This window comes from Paenibacillus sp. MER 99-2 (assembly GCF_023714095.1).
GTDB lineage: Bacteria > Bacillota > Bacilli > Paenibacillales > Paenibacillaceae > Paenibacillus.
On the sequence record NZ_JAMAUZ010000009.1, the window covers coordinates 93,046 to 114,866 of the forward strand.

Annotated in this window: 17 protein-coding genes; 2 read left to right on the forward strand and 15 right to left on the reverse strand. The window is 45.3% G+C overall.

Features of this window, described 5'->3' with window-relative positions; genetic code table 11:
* Positions 1-3 precede the first annotated feature (3 nt).
* The 9 genes from M3636_RS25100 to M3636_RS25140 form a co-directional block, all read right to left on the reverse strand.
* On the reverse strand, positions 4-2,397 hold the full coding sequence (locus M3636_RS25100) for a glycoside hydrolase family 95 protein (RefSeq protein ID WP_251384378.1): 2,394 nt from the start codon (positions 2,395-2,397) through the stop codon (positions 4-6).
* Positions 2,398-2,670: 273 nt separating this feature from the next.
* Complete coding sequence (locus M3636_RS25105) at positions 2,671-4,374, reverse strand: ABC transporter substrate-binding protein (protein WP_251384380.1); 1,704 nt, start codon at positions 4,372-4,374, stop codon at positions 2,671-2,673.
* Positions 4,375-4,563: 189 nt separating this feature from the next.
* Positions 4,564-6,255 (reverse strand): ABC transporter substrate-binding protein, encoded by a 1,692-nt coding sequence (locus M3636_RS25110; protein ID WP_128103594.1) that lies wholly within the window; start codon positions 6,253-6,255, stop codon positions 4,564-4,566.
* A gap of 540 nt (positions 6,256-6,795) precedes the next feature.
* Positions 6,796-7,698 (reverse strand): carbohydrate ABC transporter permease, encoded by a 903-nt coding sequence (locus tag M3636_RS25115; RefSeq protein ID WP_056693260.1) that lies wholly within the window; start codon positions 7,696-7,698, stop codon positions 6,796-6,798.
* Positions 7,699-7,713: 15 nt separating this feature from the next.
* Entirely contained in the window at positions 7,714-8,697 is a 984-nt protein-coding gene (locus M3636_RS25120) for an ABC transporter permease (protein ID WP_056693257.1), read from the reverse strand.
* Positions 8,698-8,974: 277 nt separating this feature from the next.
* Positions 8,975-11,872: a glycoside hydrolase family 2 protein gene (locus tag M3636_RS25125; RefSeq protein WP_251384382.1), complete on the reverse strand. Its 2,898-nt coding sequence runs from the start codon at positions 11,870-11,872 to the stop codon at positions 8,975-8,977.
* A gap of 206 nt (positions 11,873-12,078) precedes the next feature.
* The gene (locus M3636_RS25130; RefSeq protein WP_251384383.1) at positions 12,079-13,683 is read right to left on the reverse strand and encodes a response regulator transcription factor; all 1,605 of its coding nucleotides are present in this window, start codon (positions 13,681-13,683) and stop codon (positions 12,079-12,081) included.
* A complete protein-coding gene (locus M3636_RS25135) occupies positions 13,676-15,466 on the reverse strand; it encodes a sensor histidine kinase (RefSeq protein ID WP_251384384.1) in 1,791 nt (596 codons plus the stop codon). The genes M3636_RS25130 and M3636_RS25135 overlap by 8 nt, the downstream gene beginning before the upstream one ends.
* Before the next feature lie 125 nt (positions 15,467-15,591).
* Complete coding sequence (locus M3636_RS25140; RefSeq protein ID WP_353056317.1) at positions 15,592-16,062, reverse strand: Lrp/AsnC family transcriptional regulator; 471 nt, start codon at positions 16,060-16,062, stop codon at positions 15,592-15,594.
* Between the two features lie 206 nt (positions 16,063-16,268).
* Here M3636_RS25140 and M3636_RS25145 point away from each other — a divergent pair, with 206 nt between their 5' ends.
* Complete coding sequence (locus M3636_RS25145; protein ID WP_251384385.1) at positions 16,269-16,691, forward strand: carboxymuconolactone decarboxylase family protein; 423 nt, start codon at positions 16,269-16,271, stop codon at positions 16,689-16,691.
* On the opposite strand, the gene M3636_RS25150 is transcribed toward M3636_RS25145, so the two are convergent.
* The 5 genes from M3636_RS25150 to M3636_RS25170 form a co-directional block, all read right to left on the reverse strand.
* A complete protein-coding gene (locus tag M3636_RS25150) occupies positions 16,692-17,114 on the reverse strand; it encodes an OsmC family protein (protein WP_128103598.1) in 423 nt (140 codons plus the stop codon).
* Positions 17,115-17,135: 21 nt separating this feature from the next.
* Entirely contained in the window at positions 17,136-17,882 is a 747-nt protein-coding gene (locus M3636_RS25155; RefSeq protein ID WP_128103599.1) for an amino acid ABC transporter ATP-binding protein, read from the reverse strand.
* A gap of 17 nt (positions 17,883-17,899) precedes the next feature.
* Entirely contained in the window at positions 17,900-18,550 is a 651-nt protein-coding gene (locus M3636_RS25160) for an amino acid ABC transporter permease (protein ID WP_056693229.1), read from the reverse strand.
* Positions 18,551-18,581: 31 nt separating this feature from the next.
* Complete coding sequence (locus M3636_RS25165) at positions 18,582-19,445, reverse strand: substrate-binding periplasmic protein (protein ID WP_145411298.1); 864 nt, start codon at positions 19,443-19,445, stop codon at positions 18,582-18,584.
* 199 nt (positions 19,446-19,644) lie between these two features.
* Positions 19,645-20,277 carry a TetR/AcrR family transcriptional regulator gene (locus M3636_RS25170; RefSeq protein ID WP_128103602.1) on the reverse strand — a complete coding sequence of 211 codons (633 nt, stop codon included), beginning with the start codon at positions 20,275-20,277 and terminating at the stop codon, positions 19,645-19,647.
* A 215-nt stretch (positions 20,278-20,492) separates the two neighbouring features.
* Here M3636_RS25170 and bacA point away from each other — a divergent pair, with 215 nt between their 5' ends.
* Positions 20,493-21,302 carry an undecaprenyl-diphosphate phosphatase gene (gene bacA / locus M3636_RS25175; RefSeq protein ID WP_082560308.1) on the forward strand — a complete coding sequence of 270 codons (810 nt, stop codon included), beginning with the start codon at positions 20,493-20,495 and terminating at the stop codon, positions 21,300-21,302.
* A 162-nt stretch (positions 21,303-21,464) separates the two neighbouring features.
* Here the strand turns inward: bacA and M3636_RS25180 are convergent, their stop codons facing one another.
* Positions 21,465-21,647 carry a hypothetical protein gene (locus M3636_RS25180; protein WP_056693213.1) on the reverse strand — a complete coding sequence of 61 codons (183 nt, stop codon included), beginning with the start codon at positions 21,645-21,647 and terminating at the stop codon, positions 21,465-21,467.
* Positions 21,648-21,821 lie beyond the last annotated feature (174 nt).

Here is a 21,821-nt window from a genome sequence, read left to right on the forward strand (position 1 = left end):
CGTTTATTCCTCCGTCTCTGTTGACACACGAACCGTCTGCCCGCCTGTCACCCCTATTGTCGTTACATAATCCCCTTGCGTTGTACGCTCTGACAAGCTCTGCTCATGACCTTCAATACGTACAGGACAAGTACTACGAAGCGTTAATGAACCACTGTGATCAGCGGTAACTTCAGCCGTCACCAACTTACTGTTCTCCCACACCATAGCCACCGTATAGGCTCCTCGTGCGCGTAAGCCCTTCACACTACCGCTCGCCCACGCTTCAGGCAGTGTAGGCAGGAGATGGATTTCACCCATATGACTCTGCAGTAACATCTCAGCAATGCCAGCCGTGCCTCCAAAATTACCATCAATTTGAAACGGAGGATGATCATCAAACAGGTTAGGATGGGTCGATCGCGCAAGCAAAGTACGTACAAATTGATGTGCATGCTTACGATCCAGTAGACGTGCGTAGAGATTGATCAACCAGGCACAGCTCCACCCTGTATGCCCTCCCCCTTGTGAAATACGACGCTCAAGCGATACTCGTGCAGCTTCAACAAGCTCAGGTGTATGCACTCTGTTGATCTGATCCCCCGGATACAGTCCATATAGATGCGATACATGGCGATGTCCTGGTTCAGATTCAGCAAAATCCTGGAACCACTCTTGCAGCTGCCCCTCTCTGCCAATCCGGAAAGGATACAGTCTGCTCTTCGCCTCTGCGAGCTCCTGTGCCCATTCCGAATCTAGCCCAAACTGATTCGCAGCCGTGATGCATCGGTCAAACAACTCACGAATTAAGCTCATATCCATCGTTGATGCCATGGATATGCTTCGTGCCTCCCCTTCCTCAGTCAAAAACTTATTCTCCGGCGAGGTGGACGGAACCGTAACCAGATAACCACCTGGCCCCTCAATAAGCCAATCTAAACAGAACAGAGCCGCTTCCTTCATGATGGGGTATGCACGCTCTGCCAAGAATTGCTGATCTCCTGTAAACAGATAATGCTCCCACAGATGTGAGGTCAGCCATACACCACCCATTGGCCAGAATGCCCAGCTAGCATCCCCTCCTGTAGGTGTTGATGTTCTCCATATATCCACATTGTGATGTGCAGTCCAGCCACGAGCCCCATAGTGGATACGAGCCGTTCTACGCCCGGATTGGCTCAGATCATCAAGCATCGCAAACAGCGGATCATGGCATTCACTCAAATTACAGACTTCCGCTGGCCAATAATTCATCTCCGTGTTGATGTTCGTTGTGTAATCACTGTGCCACGGGGGCTCCACCTGATGATTCCATATGCCTTGTAGATTAGCTGGCTGCGTGCCAGGACGTGAGCTTGCCATGAGCAGATAGCGACCATATTGAAAATATAACGCCTCCAGTCCAGGGTCTTCCGCCCCTTCCTGGTAAGCTAACAATCGCTCATCTGTAGGCAATTCACCATTGCCTGTCATGCCCAGATTCAGATCAACTCTTGCAAATAACGCTCTATGATCCTGCTCATGACGTTCCCTTAGCTGCTCTGGATTGAAGGACTTGGCTTTTGCGATGGTCTCACGACATGTCTGCTCTAACAACACGCCTTCTTTCACTGGCATGACATCATAACGTTCAAATGCTGTTGCAGCCGCCAGGTAGAACACCACCTGATCCGCTCCTAGAACACGCAGGCTGTCCTCTTCAGCCACAACCCGAGCCTCGCTGCCTACTATACTGATACTTACTCTAACAGCATAGGCGGTTCCACGGTCATCCTCATAAATGACGGATTCAGGATGATCTCGGAAATAGTTCGATTCGACATGACTCGGACAGCGACTGAACAATGTCATGCCATCTTCTGAAATCTGCGATGTATACGGGTGTGGACTGTCTAGTGAAAGGCTGACGTTCACTGCTCCTTCTTGATCGGCTGAGAGCGTACATACCATCACATCGTCCACAGCACTCGCATATACTTCACGTTTATAACGGATACCATTACAGCTATAACTTGTCGTCGCAATTCCAGCTTCCAGGTCAAGCTCTCGTTCGAATTCCTGAACAGGGGTTCCAATCAGTTGCTCCTGCTTCAATAGGAAGTGCCCCATCGGCTGATAAGCTTCAACGTCACGCCCCAACATTTCACGGTTCAGCAGTTCTTCCGCTTCACTGTACTGCCCTGCCATAATGAGTTCACGCGTCTTCTTCAGATATCGCTGACTGCTGTACTGTACTGTGTCGCGCGGGTATCCTGACCATAGTGTGTCTTCGTTCAGCTGAATGCGTTCTTCCACATCGCCGCCGTAGACCATACCCCCAAGACGCCCATTACCAATAGGAAGAGCCTCTTCCCAGCGGGTTGCTGGCTGACGATACCATAACCGATTCGGCTGTATGTTCTTCGTTAATGAGGTCATTACATAGCTCCTGTTCTTGAAGTAATGTTATTCTAGTCGTTCATGTCATAAAACGTTTTCGAAAAATAGTTTAATGACTAGCAATCTATCCGTTATTTCACCTTCATTGTTACTACATTCCAGCTCATTTTAGGTCATAATGAAAGTGCTTACACTAACAAAATTATAGGAGATTTCATCCTTAGCGTCAATGTAAAACATCACAGTAAATCGCAGAAAAGACCCTTCATCTCAGGGTCTTTTCTGCGGTTCAATGCCTTCAACTAAGACATGTTACTTAACGTCTTTACCTGTCCAGAGCGCAACGCGTTCTTTGACCCAAACCGTATATTGTTGCTCCATTTCTACAGCACCTGCTCGATCAAGTTCTGCGAGGAAATCATCGTATACTTTATCGAAATCTTCTTTTTTAGCAAGTACCGCTTCTGGAATACGTTTGCGGATGATGTCCTGTGTTTTCTGATACTGTACGTTGTAATCTGTATCTGATGGAACTGGCATATTGTAAGCCGCGCCCCACTCTTTAACTTCGAACTCATCCTCGGAAGGGAAGAAATCCTTCCAAGTTGTAATTCCGTATGCTTTTAACGTTTCTTTCTCAGCTGGAGTATAACCCGCGATGATCTGTTCAGGGAATCTCGTTGTGTAATAATTGTCCGTTGCATCCTTCACACCGTCACCATATCTTGCACTAAAGATGGAGTACAGCTCTACACCTGTTTCTTTGGTGAATGCAGCATTATCATTCGTTTTGCGATCTTGGATCTCTTCAGGAATGACACGTTTGCCATCAACTACGTTGTAATGCTTACCTTCGATACCCCAGTTTCGAAGCACTTGACCCTCATCTGAAGCAAGCCAGTCGAAGAATTTAATGATACGCACTGGGTCTTTTGCTGATGTCGAAATTCCGATACCGTAACCATCAAACCCTGTCGGTTGGAACGTCGTATCTTTCAGATCCTTATTCAACATGACAGAGAAGTGTGCATATGTGCTGTCATCTTTGCCTGCGGCTTTCAACGCATTCTCAGCGTCTGAATATCCCCACTCTGCATCGATGAGACCAAGCACACGTCCACTCGCAATTTTGGATTTATATTGATCTTCTTTTTGCACAAATGTATCCTTGTCGAGCAGTCCCTCATTGTACATATGGTTTAACCAGCGGAAATATTCTTTTTCGATTGGACGTTTAACATGCAGCATCGCTTCATACGTCTCTGGATCGATGTAATATTCTCCATCATTGCTACCACCTGTTGTTGCGGAAGCTGGGTTGGTCACCGTAATCATAATTTTCCAATCGTCTGCATTGAGCGACAGTGGAATGGTTGGTTGACCATCAATCGTTGGATATTTCTCAACATATGCACGCAGTACATTTTCATAATCCTGCAAGGTTTTCACTTCTGGATAACCAAGCTCTTTCAATACCTTTTGCTGAATCTCAAAACCGTCGGTAGCATCGAATGCAACGTTATCTACCCCCATATTTGTTGGGAGCGTGTAGATCGATTGATCTTCCAAGCTATACTTCAGACGATTCATCTGTTCGCCATAGATCTTCTTCAAGTTGGGAGCATGCTCCTCAATCAGATCGGTCAGGTCAAGCATAGCTCCTGCATCAACAAGCTTGGACAAATTACCTTTTGGATAAATGATATCCGGGTAATCTCCACTTGCTGCCATCAAGGCGATCTTCTGGTCACCACCATTGTTAACGTCATATTCCGCCTCAATCGTAACACCTGTTTGTTTCGTAATCTCTTGACCTACTTCGTCCTGCATTCTATTCCAGTTCGGACTAGCATCGGCTCCAAAAAATGTAAATGTAACTGGATCCGTGCCTGTTGAACCTTCGGACGAAGACTCTTTACTACCTGAGTTACCACAACCTGCTGTAACCAATAGCGCACTTGCCAGCATCAACATTGCAAATGTCTTTGGTGTCTTGCTTTTCATTTTGCCTCTCATTGTCTATATCCTCCTAGTTAGGCGAGCTTTGAATTAGTGCTAACCTTATCCTCATCAGAATAAAGCGTTTGCTGAAAATGATTGTAATAAAATTATAGGTGATCTTAAATTTCTCATCAATCTGTAGAAGAACCCCTTCGCAGGGGTTCTTCAAGGTAATCCCTATATCATTCGGTCTTCCATTCCGAATTACTTAACCTCTTCGCCAGTCCACAGTGCTACACGCTCTTTAATCCACACCGTATATTGTTGCTCCATTTCGACTGCACCATTTCTGTCAAGCTCAGCAAGGAAATCATCATACACTTTGTCGAAGTTTTCTGGTTTAGTCAGGATCGCTTCTGGGATACGTTTACGAACGATATCCTGTGTTTTTTGGAATGTTACGTTGTAATCTGTATCCGAAGGAACAGGCATGTTGTACGCTGCACCCCAAGGTTTCAATGGCAGTTCTTCCTCAGATGGGAAGAATTCTTTCCATGTTGTGATTCCGTATGCTTTCAACGTTTCTTTCTCAGCCGCAGTGTAGCCTGCTACGATCTGCTCAGGGAAGTTCGTTGTGTAGTAGTTATCAGTGGAATCTTTCACACCGTCACCATATCTTGCACTAAATACGTTATACAATCCAACACCTGATTCTTTGGTGAAAGCAGTGTTGTCATTTGTTTTGCGATCTTGAATTTCTTCAGGGATAACACGTTTGCCATCTTCCACTTTATAATGTTCGCCTTCAATACCCCAGTTTCTCAAAACCTGACCTTCATCGGAAGCCATCCAATCCATGAATTTAATAATACGTACTGGATCTTTAGCTTCTGTTGAGATCCCGATTCCGTAACCATCGAAACCAGTCGGTTGGAACGTATGATCCACGATGTCATCGTTCAAGGATACGGAGAAGTGAGCATAAGTCGCATCGTCTTTACCCGCTGCTTTCAGCGCGTTCTCCCCATCTTGATAGTTCCACTCTTGGTCAATCAGACCCAATACACGACCACTGGCAATTTTGGATTTATACTGGTCATCCTTTTGCACGAATGTATCTTTGTCGAGCAGACCTTCAGCATACATGTGGTTCAACCACCGGAAGTATTCTTTCTCTTCTGGACGTTTGTAGTGAAGCTGTGCTTCATACGTTTCAGGGTTGATGTAATACTCACCATCATCCGGCCCGCCTGTAGCTTGGAATGCTGGGTTCGTTACCGTAATCATAATTTTCCAGTCATCCGCATTCAGCGTCAGTGGAATCGTTGGTTGGCCATCAATGGTTGGATGTTTAGCCACATACTCTTTGAGTACATTTTCGTAATCCTGTAACGTCTTGATTTCAGGATATCCTAATTCTTTCAACACACGTTGTTGAATTTCGAATCCACCCGTAGCATCAAATGCAACGTTACCAACCCCCATATTTGTTGGGATGGTATAAATGGCCTGATCCTCCAAGCTATATTTCAGACGGTTCATCTGATCCCCATATATTTTCTTGAGGTTCGGTGCATGCTCTTCGATCAGATCTGTCAGATCCAGCATCGCCCCTGCATCAACCAGTTTGGACAGATTGCCTTTTGGATAGATCAGATCAGGATAGTCGCCACTTGCTGCCATCAAGGCAACCTTCTGATCGCCACCATTATTTACATCATACTCAGCTTCGATCGTAATACCGGTTTGTTTAGTGATTTCTTTACCGATAGCATCCTGCATTTTATTCCAGTTAGGACTTGCATCTGCACCGAAGAATGTGATCGTCATTGGAGATGTTGTATCCCCTGTATCTACTGGTGTTTCTGATGCTGTACTGCCTCCGCAACCGGCTGTGATTGCTAATGCACTGGCTAACAGCAGCATTGCAAACGTTTTTGGTGTTTTGCCCTTCATGTGTAATCCCCCTTATGGATATAATGAAGCTATATTTTGTATAACAGGCTGCCCTGCACATACCTTTACGTGGCTGACTGCACTCGATGTGACCCCTCTGGCTAGAGACATTGTTGTAAAAGCGCTTTCTGTTTTTTGGGTAAATCCACGAACGACAGGTCGTTATCCCCTGATTCAGTTTATTACCATTCACTCATTATCATGCAGGTTAGCAATCAAACAAGTTGTTAATGAAAGTGCTTTCATATCTGAATCATAAATGTTGTTAATAACCTTGTCAATAGTGAATTTATTTTACAGAAAACGTTTTTCGTAAACCGATATAATTGTTATATTTCTTTGAACATATTCATGCGATCTGTAACACTTTATTAATGGGATGATCGAAACCAAGTTTAGATTTCAAGCCATACACCAACTCGGTTTTGGACAAATGAAAACTTATCATATGATGATCCCCCGATACGGTAAGCGCAGCTCCTCAGCCACGCTTACACTGTGTATCGCAGGTCATCTACCCATCCTATTCGAGTCGATACATTATGCTTTAACAGCTCCGAGTGTCATACCACCTACAAAGTACTTTTGCAGGAATGGATAGACAAGCAGGATTGGAACTGTAGCGACGATGGTAATCGCCATCTTAATGGATTCCGGAGAAATCTGTGCCATCTGCTGCGCCATGTCATTGGCGTTACGTCCAGCGCTTGAGCCCTGTTGTGTACTTTGTAGTACCTTCATGAGCTCGTATTGGAGCGTCGTTAAGTTAGGTTTATTGTTGTTGTAGATGTACGTATCGATCCATTGATTCCACTGTCCTACCGCCAAGAACAACGCGATGGTAGCAAGTACAGGTTTACACAACGGAAGAATGATTTTGTAGTAAATGGTGAAGTCGTTTGCACCATCGAGCTTAGCTGATTCCTGCAGTGCATATGGCAGACCGTCCATGAATGAACGAATGACAAACACGTTAAAGGCAGAGATCATCAATGGGAAAATGTATACCCAGAACGTACCGATCAAGCTCAGGTCGCGCATGAGGATATATGTCGGGATCAGACCACCCGAGAAGTACATCGTCAGAGCGAGTGATACAGAGACAAATTTTCTAATTTTAAAATCAGGCCGACTGAGCGTGTACGCAATCATCGATGAACTCAGCAATCCGAGGAACGTACCGATTAGCGTACGTAGTACGGATATTTTCAAACCTGTCAGCAATCCTTCATATTGGAAAATGGTTTTGTAGTTCTCCAATGTAAATTCCCGCGGCCACAGATAAACTCCGCCACGCACTGTATCTGTTGAATCATTAAACGAGATCGCCAGTACGTTCAGGAATGGATACAGTGTTACAATCAGCACCATGGTCATCGCGAGGATATTAAATATATTGAACACTTTATCGCCCCGTGTTGCATTGAATGCTTTGTTCGCCATAATGTCGTCCCCTCCCTACATGATGCTTTCTTTAGTGATTTTTTTGAACAATCCGTTCGCTGCAAACAGAAGAAGAATACTAACTACGGAGTTAAATATCCCTATGGCTGTACCGTACGAGAATCGTCCTAGATATATACCGTAATTCAATGCATATAAGTCTAATACTTCAGCATAGTCGGTGACGAGACTGTTACCGAGCAAGAGTTGCTTCTCAAAGCCTGTACTAGTCAAGTGACCGATAGCCATGATGAACAGGACTGACATGGTTGTCCGAATACCAGGCAATGTAATGTGCCACATCTGTCTCCAGCGGTTGGCTCCATCCACACGAGAGGCTTCGTACAGCTCTTGGTCAATACCCGTAATAGCCGCCAGATAGATAATCGCATTCCAACCGGTTTCTTTCCACATATCTGAAGCGGTTACAATGTACCAAAACAGGTTACCTTGCGCCATGAATTGAATTGGTTCGTTAATAATATGAAGACCCATCAAGATGTCATTGATTACGCCTCCATCGGTGGAGAGCATTTTCGTAACGATCCCGGCAACAACGACCCAGGATACAAAGTGAGGAAGGTACGACACGGTTTGTACTGTGCGCTTCAAGAACACACCTTTTAGTTCATTCAAGAGAATCGCGAAGAAAATAGGCACGACAAAACCTACAACTAGACCCATTATGCTCATGGCTAGTGTGTTTCGTAGTACAAGATAGAAGCGTTCGTCACTGAACAATTCTACAAAGTGTTTAAAACCAACCCATTCTTGTTCACCGAACGATCTAGCTGGTTTATAGTTTTGGAATGCCATCGTCCATCCCCATAAAGGTAGATAGTTAAATACAAATACCCAAGCTACGAATGGCAATGACATGAGATAGAGAAACTTTTGTTGCTTAATGCTGTCCCAAATTCCGTTCCGGCCTTTTTTGGTAGGCGGATTGGGGTCACTGCTTCTTTTCGCGGAAGCGGATTTTTCTGTTAGCGTTTCCATCTCCGTTCCCCCTCCTCTGTTTTTATAAAATCATCATACTAGATAGAGCGTTTTCATAATACCATCTTGATTTTAGAGAAAATCATATAAAAATTAGATATCCCCCTATAGAATCCGACATATTTGAGTCAAAATCAGTTCATTTTAAGCATTTTAAATTCAATATATGAAATATAAAGGAATTTACACGCCATAATTACAATTTCCGAAAACGTTTTTTCGAAATCGTTTACTTTACATTTCTATAATAAAAAAGAGCCCTTTCAGGCTCTTTGAATTAGAGTGCAAAACGTATCGTTTGTAACTTCAATATGCCCAACAGCTCACCCACAGAAATAGCAGATTCTGGTTCGAATTGATCACTCAGCAGGTATGATACGACTTCTTGGAACAAATATGCGACCTCAGGGCGTTTCATCAGAGACAGTTCAGTGAATGGTAGAGAAGACACCAGTAATTTCCCCTGTCCAACCCTCGCTTCAAAGGCATAGGTGAGACGTTTCGCTCTGTGGAAGTGATCGATAACCTCAATCAATGGGCTTACTCCCTGAAGCGTATCCAAACAGATCGCAGGTATACCGTTAACGAGATGATACCATTGCCAATCCGAGGCATGATCGTAAGGAAAACGCCCTAACAGCGCGGTCTGCTCCTTCAAGTTTAACCCCATCGTTGCCCCTGGTTGAGTAGCAAACATTAGATAATTCCAGAACACAGGCAAATACTTCGTCTCTACCGGATCATATAGCCCTTCTGGTGGAGTCTGAATCCACACATGCCCCCCATTCACTAGATAATCCAGTACGTTTGGTGTAAGAGACTTAGCAATGACGAGCTGGAATTGTGAGCCTCTTCGTAGCGTATTTCCATCTAAATTGTCCACGTGATCCTGATGTGCGCCTAGAAAATGTGGCTGAAGCTCTGTCACACTATTCCAGATTCGGTGAGTTTGCTCATGGATCCGGTGATGTGGAAATGACCAGCCGTGCCATACGTTCGTCGCGATGACCTCGTCATCCGCTGATCGAATCTCTGCTTCGATCTTAAAGGCTGCCGCATGTTCAGAAGGTGCATGTACCGATAGGCATCCAAGAGGCCACACGACGCCTCGATCTACTTCTCCATAGTGCCAATGTCCTTCTTCTAAAACGACTTGATTGCTTATCAGCTTCCAATGAACGGATGCGTTCTGAAAAGGCTGCTGTCCATAATGGGACACACGTGCTTCGACTTGTATAGCTTCCCCAGCATAAAACGTTCGCTCTCTACAGCTTAGAAGTAAGACTGTATTCTCGTTAAATTGTTGAAAGTCTGCCGGCTCTGCAATCCCTTTGCTATCCCAGAACACATCCAGAATACCTGTCGTGGCATGCCCCTGTCCAGGGAAGTCACGGATATCCAGCAGCTGTATACCCGCTGCATTCGGGGTACGGCGCACGCGCTCCATCGCTTCTTTTAGTGATCGCACCAGATGTGCACCGCTCGCTTGCTGGTAGGGCTCCAGCTCCGCTGCCATGCCTTTACGAGTTAATGATTCTTCAACCGGTGGCAACCAGCTAGGACGAAGAACACCTGTATATTTCTCACGTTCCTGTGGACGCACATACATCGTGTATTGTGCATGTTCATGGCCAATTACCGGACGATCTGTCAGCCGGGTCACAGCTTGATAATCAAGTGTTGTATCCGGCACGGCAGACAATTCCGATTCCAGTGGAGGATGCCAGTTCAAGGATTGAATATAGAAGTCCCCTTCCCGACCTTGAGCTGGGAGCTGACCGAATCCTGTGTTATCTGTATACAGGCGAGACGGGTCAAGCGCTTGTGCCTTTCTCACCAGTTCATTTAATTCCGGATGACCGTTAGATCCAATCAACTCATTTCCCATCGAGAAGAGTACAAACGAAGGATGATCGTGCAGCGACGATAACAGACCTTCGAGCTCGTGGGTTAGATAGGTCAACACTTCTGCTGGCGCAGGCTGTTCTCGATCTTCGAATAATCTTGACCAATGCGGAAGTTCGGCTTGCACCAACATTCCCTCTTCATCTGCTGCTTCCCAGAAAGGTTGCGGTGCGCTCCAGCCATGCAGACGTACATGGTTGAACCCGTAAGACTTGGCAATCTGAAATTGCCGGACATAGTGCTGCTTGTCCCAGACTGGATAACCTGTGAGTGGGAAAATACAGCAATCTACGTAACCACGCAGAAAAATCGGAATGTCATTCAGCATAAGCTTCTGTCCATTAGCCTGGAAAGAGCGAACCCCAAATGTTCGATGTTGCTGATCAAGCTGCAAGTCCCCGTCATATAAACGAATCTTAGCTTGATAAAGTGAAGGTGACTCATCCGACCATAAAGCAAGACCTTGTTTCTGTGCAAGGTTTACCTGCAGTGGTTGTATCTCTACGATCCGTTGCCCTTCTGACTCTCTTGCTCCTTGTCTTAATTCATCCTGATGATCTTGTAACTCCACCTTAAAGCTGTGACAATCGAGCCAAGTTCCATCAGGATGCTCAATATCAATATGTAACCGCAGTGCTGATGCTGTAAAATGTGAAGCAACACTTATCGTTCCTTTAACCGTTAAGGTCTCCTGGCTGGTATCAGGAAATAGGCTTAGCTGGTTAATACGGTTCATTGGTATGCACTCTAATGTTGCTCCACCTGTAATCCCACCCCAAGCAGTAGCTGTGTGCAGGGAGTGGATATGACTACCCGCTAGAGGATACTTCATCGTGTTATCCACACGCAGCTTCAATTCGTTTACTGATCCTTCTCGAACCCAAGGCGTAATATCCCATTCTTGTACATTAACCAAACTGTCCCGCTCACCGACATATTGGCCATTGACCCAGAGATCCGTTGTCCAGCGCACTCCCTTTAGTCTCAATATATAGGCACAATCTGTATCCGTGGAAGCGATCTCAAAATTCCTCGTGTACCAGGCAGCTCCTTCGTACTCACGTACCTTAGTCCACGTATCCACACGTTGATAGCTTGGCTCTTCGCCGTATCCCTGTTCTTCCCACGAGCCGGGGACTTGAATCTCACCCCATGCAGGATCATCAGAGGATGGTGCAACTAGACTTGAAGAATCAGCAGCAAGGCAGAATTGCCAAGCTCCGTTCAGGTTATATGTTTGACGAATAGCATTAGGATCGAATGATTGCATCTGCTTTATCGCTCCTCACCTTATGATTTACATTCAGTTTAAGAGGTACGTTCTGGCCTGCACCATTGCATAAACACGGAAGAACATGGACTATCTCATGAAATGATAAGAACACCTACAGCGTAACCTGCAGGTGTTCAAGTCAATATTACTGAAAACGTTTTATTAATTCTGAATACGTACTAACATTTCTATATGTCTAACCGCTACTCGCTTGTAGTCTCTCCAGGCTTCTCTTTGGATTGTAATTTAGCATGTTCTCTGGCCTGTTTATATGCTGACGGAGATTCGCCTACATATTTTCTGAACTTTCCGTGGAAGTAATCCACATTGGCATACCCTACTCTTGCGGCAACCTGATGTACCTTTAATCCCTCGTTCAGCAATTCCTTTGCCTTCTCCATCCGCACTTTATCCAGGAAAGCGTTAAACGACTCACCTGTATGATTTTTGAACAGTTTCCCCAGATAACTACTATTGTAGTTGAATACCTCAGAGAGTACTTCTAGCTTCAAATTCTCGCCGGGGTTGCGTCTAATAAACTCAATCATTTGTTTCAACACCGTATCCGTACTGCCCCCACCCATACGCTGAGTAAGCCGGTTCAAATGCTCAGCAGCCATCACTTGCAGATCCCTTAGTGTATGCTGATGATACACCTCGGTAATTAATATTGAATGCTCCTGCAGAATAGACTGCATCTGCTGATTGGCAGCAGCAAGCTTATTGATCGCCAAAGAGAATATTTGGGAGAACGCGGTCTTGATTGCTTGTTCTGTCCGATGATACGGCACGATCCGATCCTGCATTTCGGCCAGAACCCTCATCACCGATTCATGACTTCGAATATCGAGTGCATAGTACATTTTGTCCGCAAGTTCAGCTTCATCTGGTTCAAAACCGTCTGATTCGGAACCCTCGATTGAATTGATGTGCTTCTCACCAATGACCTGATCATTCCAGAGCATCATTCGTTCTTCGGAGAACAAGAACCGATCAGCCAACATAGCGTTGGCCTGACGGTAGGACTTAGCAATCTCTACTGTAGATGAAACAGGTTGACCTGCCGCCACATACATGTAAATATTCCATTCCTCTAATAGACCACTCAGTTCATTATGAAGATCACGGGCTCCGCCAATAGAAATAACCGCTTCTTTGTACAACAGCCCTAATCCCGAATGGAACGAAAATACGATACCCCGCTGTTGCTGGTCAAAGGCTTCAACCAGTTTGCGCTTAAGAGCACTCCCACGTTGCAAATCAGGTGAAGCATGAATCTCCAACAAAATAATCTGATATTGAGGCCACTTCAGCCCGAGTGTATCTTCTTCAATAGTGCCAGTACCTTCCTGATTATCAAAAAGCAGCGCTTCAATCTGATGCTCACGGTATGCTGTATCCTCACCCGCATGGCGCGCATGTGTTTCACGTTCCCGTTTCAATACGACAGATATACGTTGAAGCTCGCTAATGATTTCTTCCTCATCTACCGGTTTAAGCAGATAACCATCTACACCGAAGCTGATCGCTTTTTTGGCATAATCAAAATCCGCATACCCGCTCAAGATGAGAAAATGTGCATTTCCATGCTGCTGGCGAACTTCTTCAATGACATCTAATCCCGTCATGCCAGGCATCCGGATATCAATAATCGTCAGATCTGGCCTCAGCTCGTCAAAACGTTCTATCGCTTCACGACCGCTTGCTGCGGTACCGATCACTTGAAATCCGTATTCTTCCCAGTTAATAATTGTCGTTAATCCCTCTCGAATACTGGGTTCATCATCTACCAAAAACACTCTATACATTCTGGTTCCCTCCTGCTGGCAAGGTGAAAGAAACCTCTGTTCCTTCCCCGTACACACTCTTGATCTGTAATCCATGAGGCTCGCCGTAAGTCAGCGTTAACCGCTGGTGTACATTACGTAGACCGATTCGGCTCTTCTCCTGTTCCTCAGGTCCACAGATGAACTGCATAACCTCAACCAACCGTTCTGGGGTAATGCCGGCTCCATCGTCCTTTACATGAACCTGAATTACCTCATCCATCGGATAGATGCTAATATTCACACGCACCGTACCCTCTTTATTCTCTAAACCATGCACGATGGCATTCTCCACAAGGGGTTGGATGATTAATGGAGGTATGGAGATTTTCTCTACCTCTGGATGAATATCAATGACGAATGCGAGACGATCACCATAACGAAATTTCTGTATTTCCAAATAAGAACGTACCATTTCGAGTTCTGCCTTAAGGGTTGTTTTGCCGCTACCAATCTCTAAACTCTTGCGCATGAGCTTGCCTAACAACCGCACGATATTGGCGATCTCCGCTTCTCCTTGGATATGGGCTTTCATACGGATAGATTCCAAGGCATTAAATAAAAAATGAGGATTGATCTGGCTTGCCATCATTTTCAGTTTAATCTCTTTTTGGGCGATTTCCAATTGCGTATTCTGCTCAGAGGTTTCCACAACCTGGGTCATCAGATCATTAATACTTTTTACCATATAATTGAATTGTCTAGAAAGTTGTCCAATCTCATCATTGCCGTCAATGCGTGACGTGACATTCAGATCTCCTAGCGCAAGTTTATTCAGATGTCTACTAAGCCGCAACAAGCGGTTAGACGTGAGGAATGAGATGATATACACCAGCAACAACGCAATTACCAGTACAAGTATCATAAAGCTCATACCGATCAAGCTGATTTTATTGGCATCCTTCACTATATTTTTGGTTGCAAACACTGAAATGACCTTCAGACTATTGATACTGTACATAGGGTTCAGTTCATCAATCACAATGTTGGAAGGTTCTCCTTGGAAGTCAGCCTCCAACGTGCCTTTTGCTTGATTCTGAAGATCAATACCAAAATCAAGCTGGTTCAGCGTTTGACCTACTAGCTCCGTATTTTTGGCTGCAACGATATAACCCTGCTCGTCCGTAATCAGCGTCTCAAACGGTTCTTGGCGTAATAATTCATTGAGTTCATCCTGATTAATCCCAATCATAAGAACGCCTTCGGTTCGGTATTCGGGAAAGGGAACCTTACGAACTAAGCTCAGTTTGTGTACTGGATTGTCTTCCTTGTTAGGGATGTAAAACCATCCGATGCTGGTTGAAGTGAGCGCCTTCTGATACCAGTAGCTATCCTTCGTTTGTTGATCCACCGGAATAATTTCCAGATTGTTAATTAACGTGGGGTTGGTCGAATAGAAACGAATGCCCGCGACCTCACGGTACTGACGCTTGTATTCCTCAAAATCCTTATATGCCAAATACGCTCTCGTCAGTTCCATCACCGATTCATATCGTGTGTTCACGATCTTCTCCAGATCCTTGTTGAACATTAGAATGTTGGATATATCTGTTGGCACACGCAGCAACGTAGCAGTTTGACTCTTGATTTTGTCCACGTTATTAATAGTCTGTTCGATGGCATTATCCAGCGCCTGTTGGCGGAAATATGCCGTGACAGCCAGACCAACGATCAAGACCGGAACCATGACGACGAGTACGTAGGAGATCAGCAATTTATGCTTCATTTTGAGATTGTTCGATATTTGTATTAACCTCTTTAACATGTCTGCACCTTCCGTCATCTTGTACAAGCGCTTACATATATAAGGGCAGGCTTACGGCAACCTCACCTTCTTATATATCTTATCATACCACGGAAAAAGCCTTAATCAGGGCTCAATCTTACTTTTCAACCTGAAAAAAGTTGCTCAGTCTTCAAAATAAGATCTGATAGCTGCACCTCGGAAAAGACCACATGGGTCACCGTGACAGCATACGGAGTGAGCTCTGTAATGCAGGCTTCCACCTCGGCCATACTCGGTGTACACAACATGACCATAAAGCACGCCTTGCCTGCCACCCGATATGCAAACTCTGTCCAAGGCAACTGACGAATATAATCAGCGAAGCGTTCATGCTCGCCGTTGCGTAGGGTTACCTCAATCATGCACCGCACCGTACATCCCAGCTTGGCTCGATCAATATCCACTCGATATCCCTTAATGACACCTTCATCCTCCAGCCTGCGTACTCGTTCACTCACTGAGGAAGGAGATAAGTTAACCTGTCTTGCTAATTGCCGTATGGACAGACGAGCATCTTCCCGAAGCTTTCTCAATATATGATAATCTGTGCGATCCAGGTTCATTTGTCTACCCATGCTCCTTTTTTCAAGACATTTGTCTTAGATTATCATACATTTGCAATCATTTGCAGTAGAGGGCACTTCCAACCATACGATAAAATTTAGTTACAGCGGTAATTTAGTCATGATTAGTGGGTGTTCAAAAGCTGAATTTTTGAGCTACTTCTATTATTACATTTGCTATGTAAACCCAAACTTCTCTAAAGGAGCGATCGCATCGTATGCCTATGATTTCTTATTCATCTCATGGAGACACGTCATTTCAACGCCTACTTGGCCACGATCCATCGATTATGCTGCACTGGAACGCATTGGGAGATACCCTAGCTGCGGACAAATTGTTATCAGCCGAGCTAAAAGAGCAGGTACGGCGCACACTCGCTCATCGGAATGGCTGCATGTACTGTCGTGCCAAAGGGAATCCTGATCCGAAACCCGAAGAGGCCGCCATCAGTATGGCGACCGGACTTGCGGAGTTATTTATTCAGACGGGTGGCAATGTGGACTCTGCCGTTTTCCCCGTTCTACGTGAACATTTTACCGACGCTCAGCTCAGTGAGCTGTGTGCCTGGATCTGTTTTACGATTGCATCCCAATGGTTCGGCGCGGCTCTTCAGCTTGAGGCACCGAATGAATCCGAGTAATTATGGACGTGGTGTCTCTACACCATTGAGAATCAATTGCGGATGAATGTCTGCACTTAGTGAAGCGGATACCGCGCAATATTTCTCTTCTGCCATCTGGATCGCTTTCCAGATCCGGTAATCCGGGATATCTCCATCGACTTTGAAGACCAGATCAATAGAAGTAAAGCCTTTTGGCATCCCTTCACTACGTGTACCTTGTGCCTCAATTTCAATCGATGAGATTTTGTCTAGAAAAGCGTCCAGAATCATCGTAATATCAATGCCCATGCAGCCGCCAAGACCTGCCAGCAGCAATTCCATTGGTGTAGCTCCTTGGCTATCTCCGCCATAAGCAGCCGTTGCATCCATACCTACAGCGTAGCCGGATGGTCCTTCTGACGTAAACGCGCGTTTGCCTTTCCATACCGTAGTTACATTCATGATGTTATCCTTCTTTCATATTTAAAATTCAGTGATTTGTTGTAAAAACTTGCGTGTGCGTTCTTGCTCAGGTTGTTCAAAAAACGCCTTAGGGCTTGCTTCCTCCACAATCGATCCGTCAGCCATGAAGACGATTTTGTTCGCTACATTGCGGGCAAACTTCAACTCATGGGTCACCACAAGCATCGTCATGCCTTCCTGAGCCAGCTCTTTCATAACAGACAACACTTCACCTACGAGCTCAGGGTCAAGTGCCGATGTAGGTTCATCAAACAGCATCACCTCAGGCTCCATCGCGAGTGCACGAGCAATAGCAACACGTTGCTGTTGTCCACCGGATAAACGGGAAGGATAAGCATCCTGCTTATCCGAAAGACCCACACGATCAAGTAAGAGCTTGCCTCGTTCGGCTGCTTCATCACGCTTAATCTTTTTGACGGTGACAAGCCCCTCCATCACATTGCCGAGTACCGTCTTATGCGGATAGAGGTTAAACTGCTGAAATACCATGCCCGTCTGACGACGTATTTCTAATACTCTCGCACGCTGTACACGCAGAGAATCAGCACTGTCGACCACAGTACCATTCACTTCGATTCGTCCACCAGACAGTTGCTCCAGACCGTTCAAACAGCGAAGCAATGTACTCTTGCCTGAACCGCTTGGTCCAAGCAGTACAACGATATCTTTGGCGTTCACGTGTAAATCTATATTTTTAAGTACTTCATTGTTCTCAAAGCGCTTGCTAAGCCCTGTCGTTGTAATCATCGGTTCTCCTCCTTCGATCAGTAAGCCCGAGCGAGCCTACGCTCCACTTGTTCCAAAATGGCCGAGAAGCCGATGCTCATGATCCAGTAGATCACACCGATTGCTAGATAAAACGGCATGTTCAGCGCATATTGAGAGACCAGTAATTGTGCCGAACGAAGCAGCTCGGTTACCCCGATTGCGGCCACAAGGGACGTTTCCTTCAACATCCCAATAAACGTATTACCCATCGGTGGGATAGCAATCCGGACAGCCTGCGGGAACACAATACGTCTCATCGTCTGAGCCGGTGTCATGCCTGTTGCATATGCCGCCTCTGTCTGTCCTTTGGGAACAGCCTGGATCGCTCCACGGAAGGTTTCAGACAAAAAGGCACCTGCATTCAAGCTGAGTGCAAGACAAGCCGCGGTGAGTGAGCCTAAGGTTACCCCGTAGTCCACTAACCCGTAGTAGATAACGAATAATTGCACGAGCAACGGCGTTCCTCGCATAATGGATACATAAAACCGGGCAATCAGCCGGAGCCACATCGGTCCTTTCAGACGAGCTACAGCGACGATTACCCCGATGATAAAGGCAAAAAACATTGAAATTACCGTTACATAAAGAGTGTAATACGCCCCCTTCAAAAAGAAGGGGACATTCTCAAGTATCAAATCAAGTTCCATGGATCAGACTTCCCTTCGCCTTGCAGGTTCATTATTGCGCAGGCTCTTCATTGAACCATTTTTTGAAAATAGTATTGTATGTGCCATCGTCCTTCATGCCTTTGAGCGCATCGTTCAGTGCAGCCACCAGTTCCGGGTTGTCTTTACGAACCGCGATTCCGGCTTGGTCGCTCTTGATTGGTTCGCCTACAGCTTTGATCTTGAACCCATTCGCATCGACAATAGGTTTGAGCGCATACAGGTTGTTGATTGTTGCATCAATACGACCTGCATCCAGGTCTTTCAGTGATGAGATGACATCGTCATACGTTTTGATCGTGAAATCGCCAACTTTGGGCAGCACTTCATTACGCAGATATGTTTCATCGTTTGTACCCAGACCTACACCAATCGTTTTACCTTTGAAATCCTCTAGCGTAGTAATATCGTTATTATCATTTTTCACAATGATTTTTACGGAGTTGGTAATGTACGGATCACTGAAATCCAGTGCCTTTTTGCGTTCATCGGTGATCGTCATTTGGCTAATGATCGCGTCCAGCTTTTTGGATTGCAGACTTGGTGTCAGCCCAGAGAACTCTTGGGATACAAATTCAACCTCAACGCCCAGACGCTTCGCTACCTCACGTGCGATATCCGCATCGAACCCATCCATTTCTTTCTTATCATTCAGGAAGTTGTACGGACGATACGTTCCCATCATCCCTACTTTAATAACGCCAGCCGACTTGATCTGTTCCAGTTCATTGCTCGCTGGTGCCGCAGCATTTCCATCATTATCTGTTGTTGCTTTGCTGCCGCAAGCGCTTAGTACCAGCACGGTAATCAGAAGCAACGCGGTTAGTGTCCAGCCTTTGCGAGTTTTGTTCTTACGAATGTTCAATCCAGTATTCATGTTGTGTTCTTCCTCTCAAGTCGTTATGTGGTTGTGCATACAGAAGCATGTTATATGTGGTACCTAATGCAGATCGATACAGTAGTTATCCCCATTATTCCCTGCTCGTGGCTGAAACATGTGGTAGGGCGTACTTCTATTTTCCCATTCCTATGCTCATCCTTATTTCAAAATAAATGCTTCGGAATCAGGCAATACTTCATGTGCCTAACAATCCGTAAAATTCAAAGCTTGCTGCCTCCGCCGCGAGCGACGATGCTGTCATGGAAGAGAACTCGTTGTGCAGATCCTCTGAACCAAATAGCCAGCGCGTGATCATGCCTTCAATCATGCTGACAAGCAATGCTGCTCTGAGCGGAATATCCATCGATTTTGGCAACATTCCCAGCTCCATGGCTCTCTCCATGTTGTGACGAAATGCCGTTTCCACCGCATTGCGTGTCTCCTCCACCAGACGGCGAACTGCATCTTCGGTAACGATGCCTTTGAGGAGCAACTCCATGAAGTAACGATTGTTTGCGGCAAAAGAGAACAAATCGGTAAACAGTCGTTCCGAAGCCTTTACCATATCTTCTACCGTCCCGGCATCCTTGCGGTATCCTTGTCCAATCGCTTCAAGAAGTTTCTCTCGGCCTGTAAGTACAATCTCGGAGGCAATGGCTTCCTTGCTTTTGAAGTGCCAATAAAAGGTTCCCTGAGCGACACCCGCTTCCCGAACAATATCGGAAATTTTGGTCTGATGATAACCCTGCGTTGCAAAACGCTCTAGTGCTATGCGTATAATCTGGTTCCGGCGGTCTTCGCCAGGTTCCAAAGTGTTACCTTTACTCATACGTTTAACCCTCCCGATTGATCAGTCAGTCAGTTAATGTATATCCTATGGGATAACTAGGTTTTTGTCAATATAGTTTTAAACAATAGATTCATGAGAGAAGTTGAAGTTGTATGCATTTCTGATCATAATAGAGCATAGCCATGTTCTAGAGGACAGGCATTGTGTAGCAGGGCAGCTCACTTCTGCCATCTGCATTTCAAGGAGGAAGAGAATTGGACTTTATATCATCTATTATTATGGGCATCATCGAGGGTTTGACTGAGTTTTTGCCCGTGTCCTCAACAGGACACATGATTCTGACCGCCCACCTGCTGGGTTTATCGGAGGACAACGAGTCAGTCAAAACGTTTGAGGTGGTTGTTCAACTCGGAGCTGTACTTGCAGTCGTGGTGTTGTACTGGAACAAGTTTATCGACATGTTCCGCTTCACTGGGGGAAAACGTAGTTATTCCCGCCGTCTAAACCTTGGACACATTTTTCTCGCTATGGTTCCTGCTGTAGTCATTGGACTAGTCTTCCGGGATTGGATCAAAGCACATTTATTCGGCCCTGAGACGGTACTGTACAGCCTTGTCATTGGGGGCGTTCTGATGATTGTAGCTGAACGCTGGAGCCACCGTAGTGAGCGCATCACTACCCATGATGTAGACGATATTTCGTATAAACAAGCTTTTGTAGTCGGGCTATTTCAGATTTTGGCGTTATGGCCTGGTTTCTCCCGTTCCGGCTCAACAATCTCTGGTGGCCTATTCGCAGGGATTAGCCGCGTAGCTGCTGCCGAATTTACGTTCCTGGTATCCGTGCCAATCATGATTGGTGCTACAGGGTATGATCTTTACAAAAGTATCGATCACTTGAACGGCAGTGACTTCCCGATCTTCGCTATCGGTTTTATCGCAGCCTTCATCGTTGCGATGCTTGCCATCAAAACATTCCTGTCCATTCTGAAACGTCTCAGTCTTACGGTGTTTGCGGTCTACCGCTTCGTTCTAGCAGCCGTATTCTTTATCATTCTCATGTAAAGTCAAATATCGTAGCGCAATATAAATGGCGGTCTCACGTTCCTCTGGAACGGAGCCGCCATTTTATTTATGTGTTACATGTGCTCTGTGCTAAATCCAATAAATCGAGTCCTATGTATAGATGACATAGAGGCTTTTTTTACTTTGGGTAAACCTATAGATCTAGTACCACTGCTTCACTTGAATTTCTCTTAATTTCTTCCGATATCTCATCTGCTCAATCAAATTATATCTATTCTGCTTCTGCTCCTCCAGCCGCCTTCTCACTCCTCGCATCAATAATTGATATCTTAGTTCATCATTACGACTCAGTTGATGCATTTCTTGAAAAATAGCTTTGCTCATAGTAATCTCTGTTCACTCCAGTATTAAATTTACTACATGAGTTGAACCTGTGTTCAGCTTATGTCGCATTAACATTGTACTGCTAGGGTCTAAACAAATTCTGAACACCAATAGAAAGTTATGAATTGGAGTAGGACATTAAAAAAACACCTTCAAATCATGGGTATGATTGAA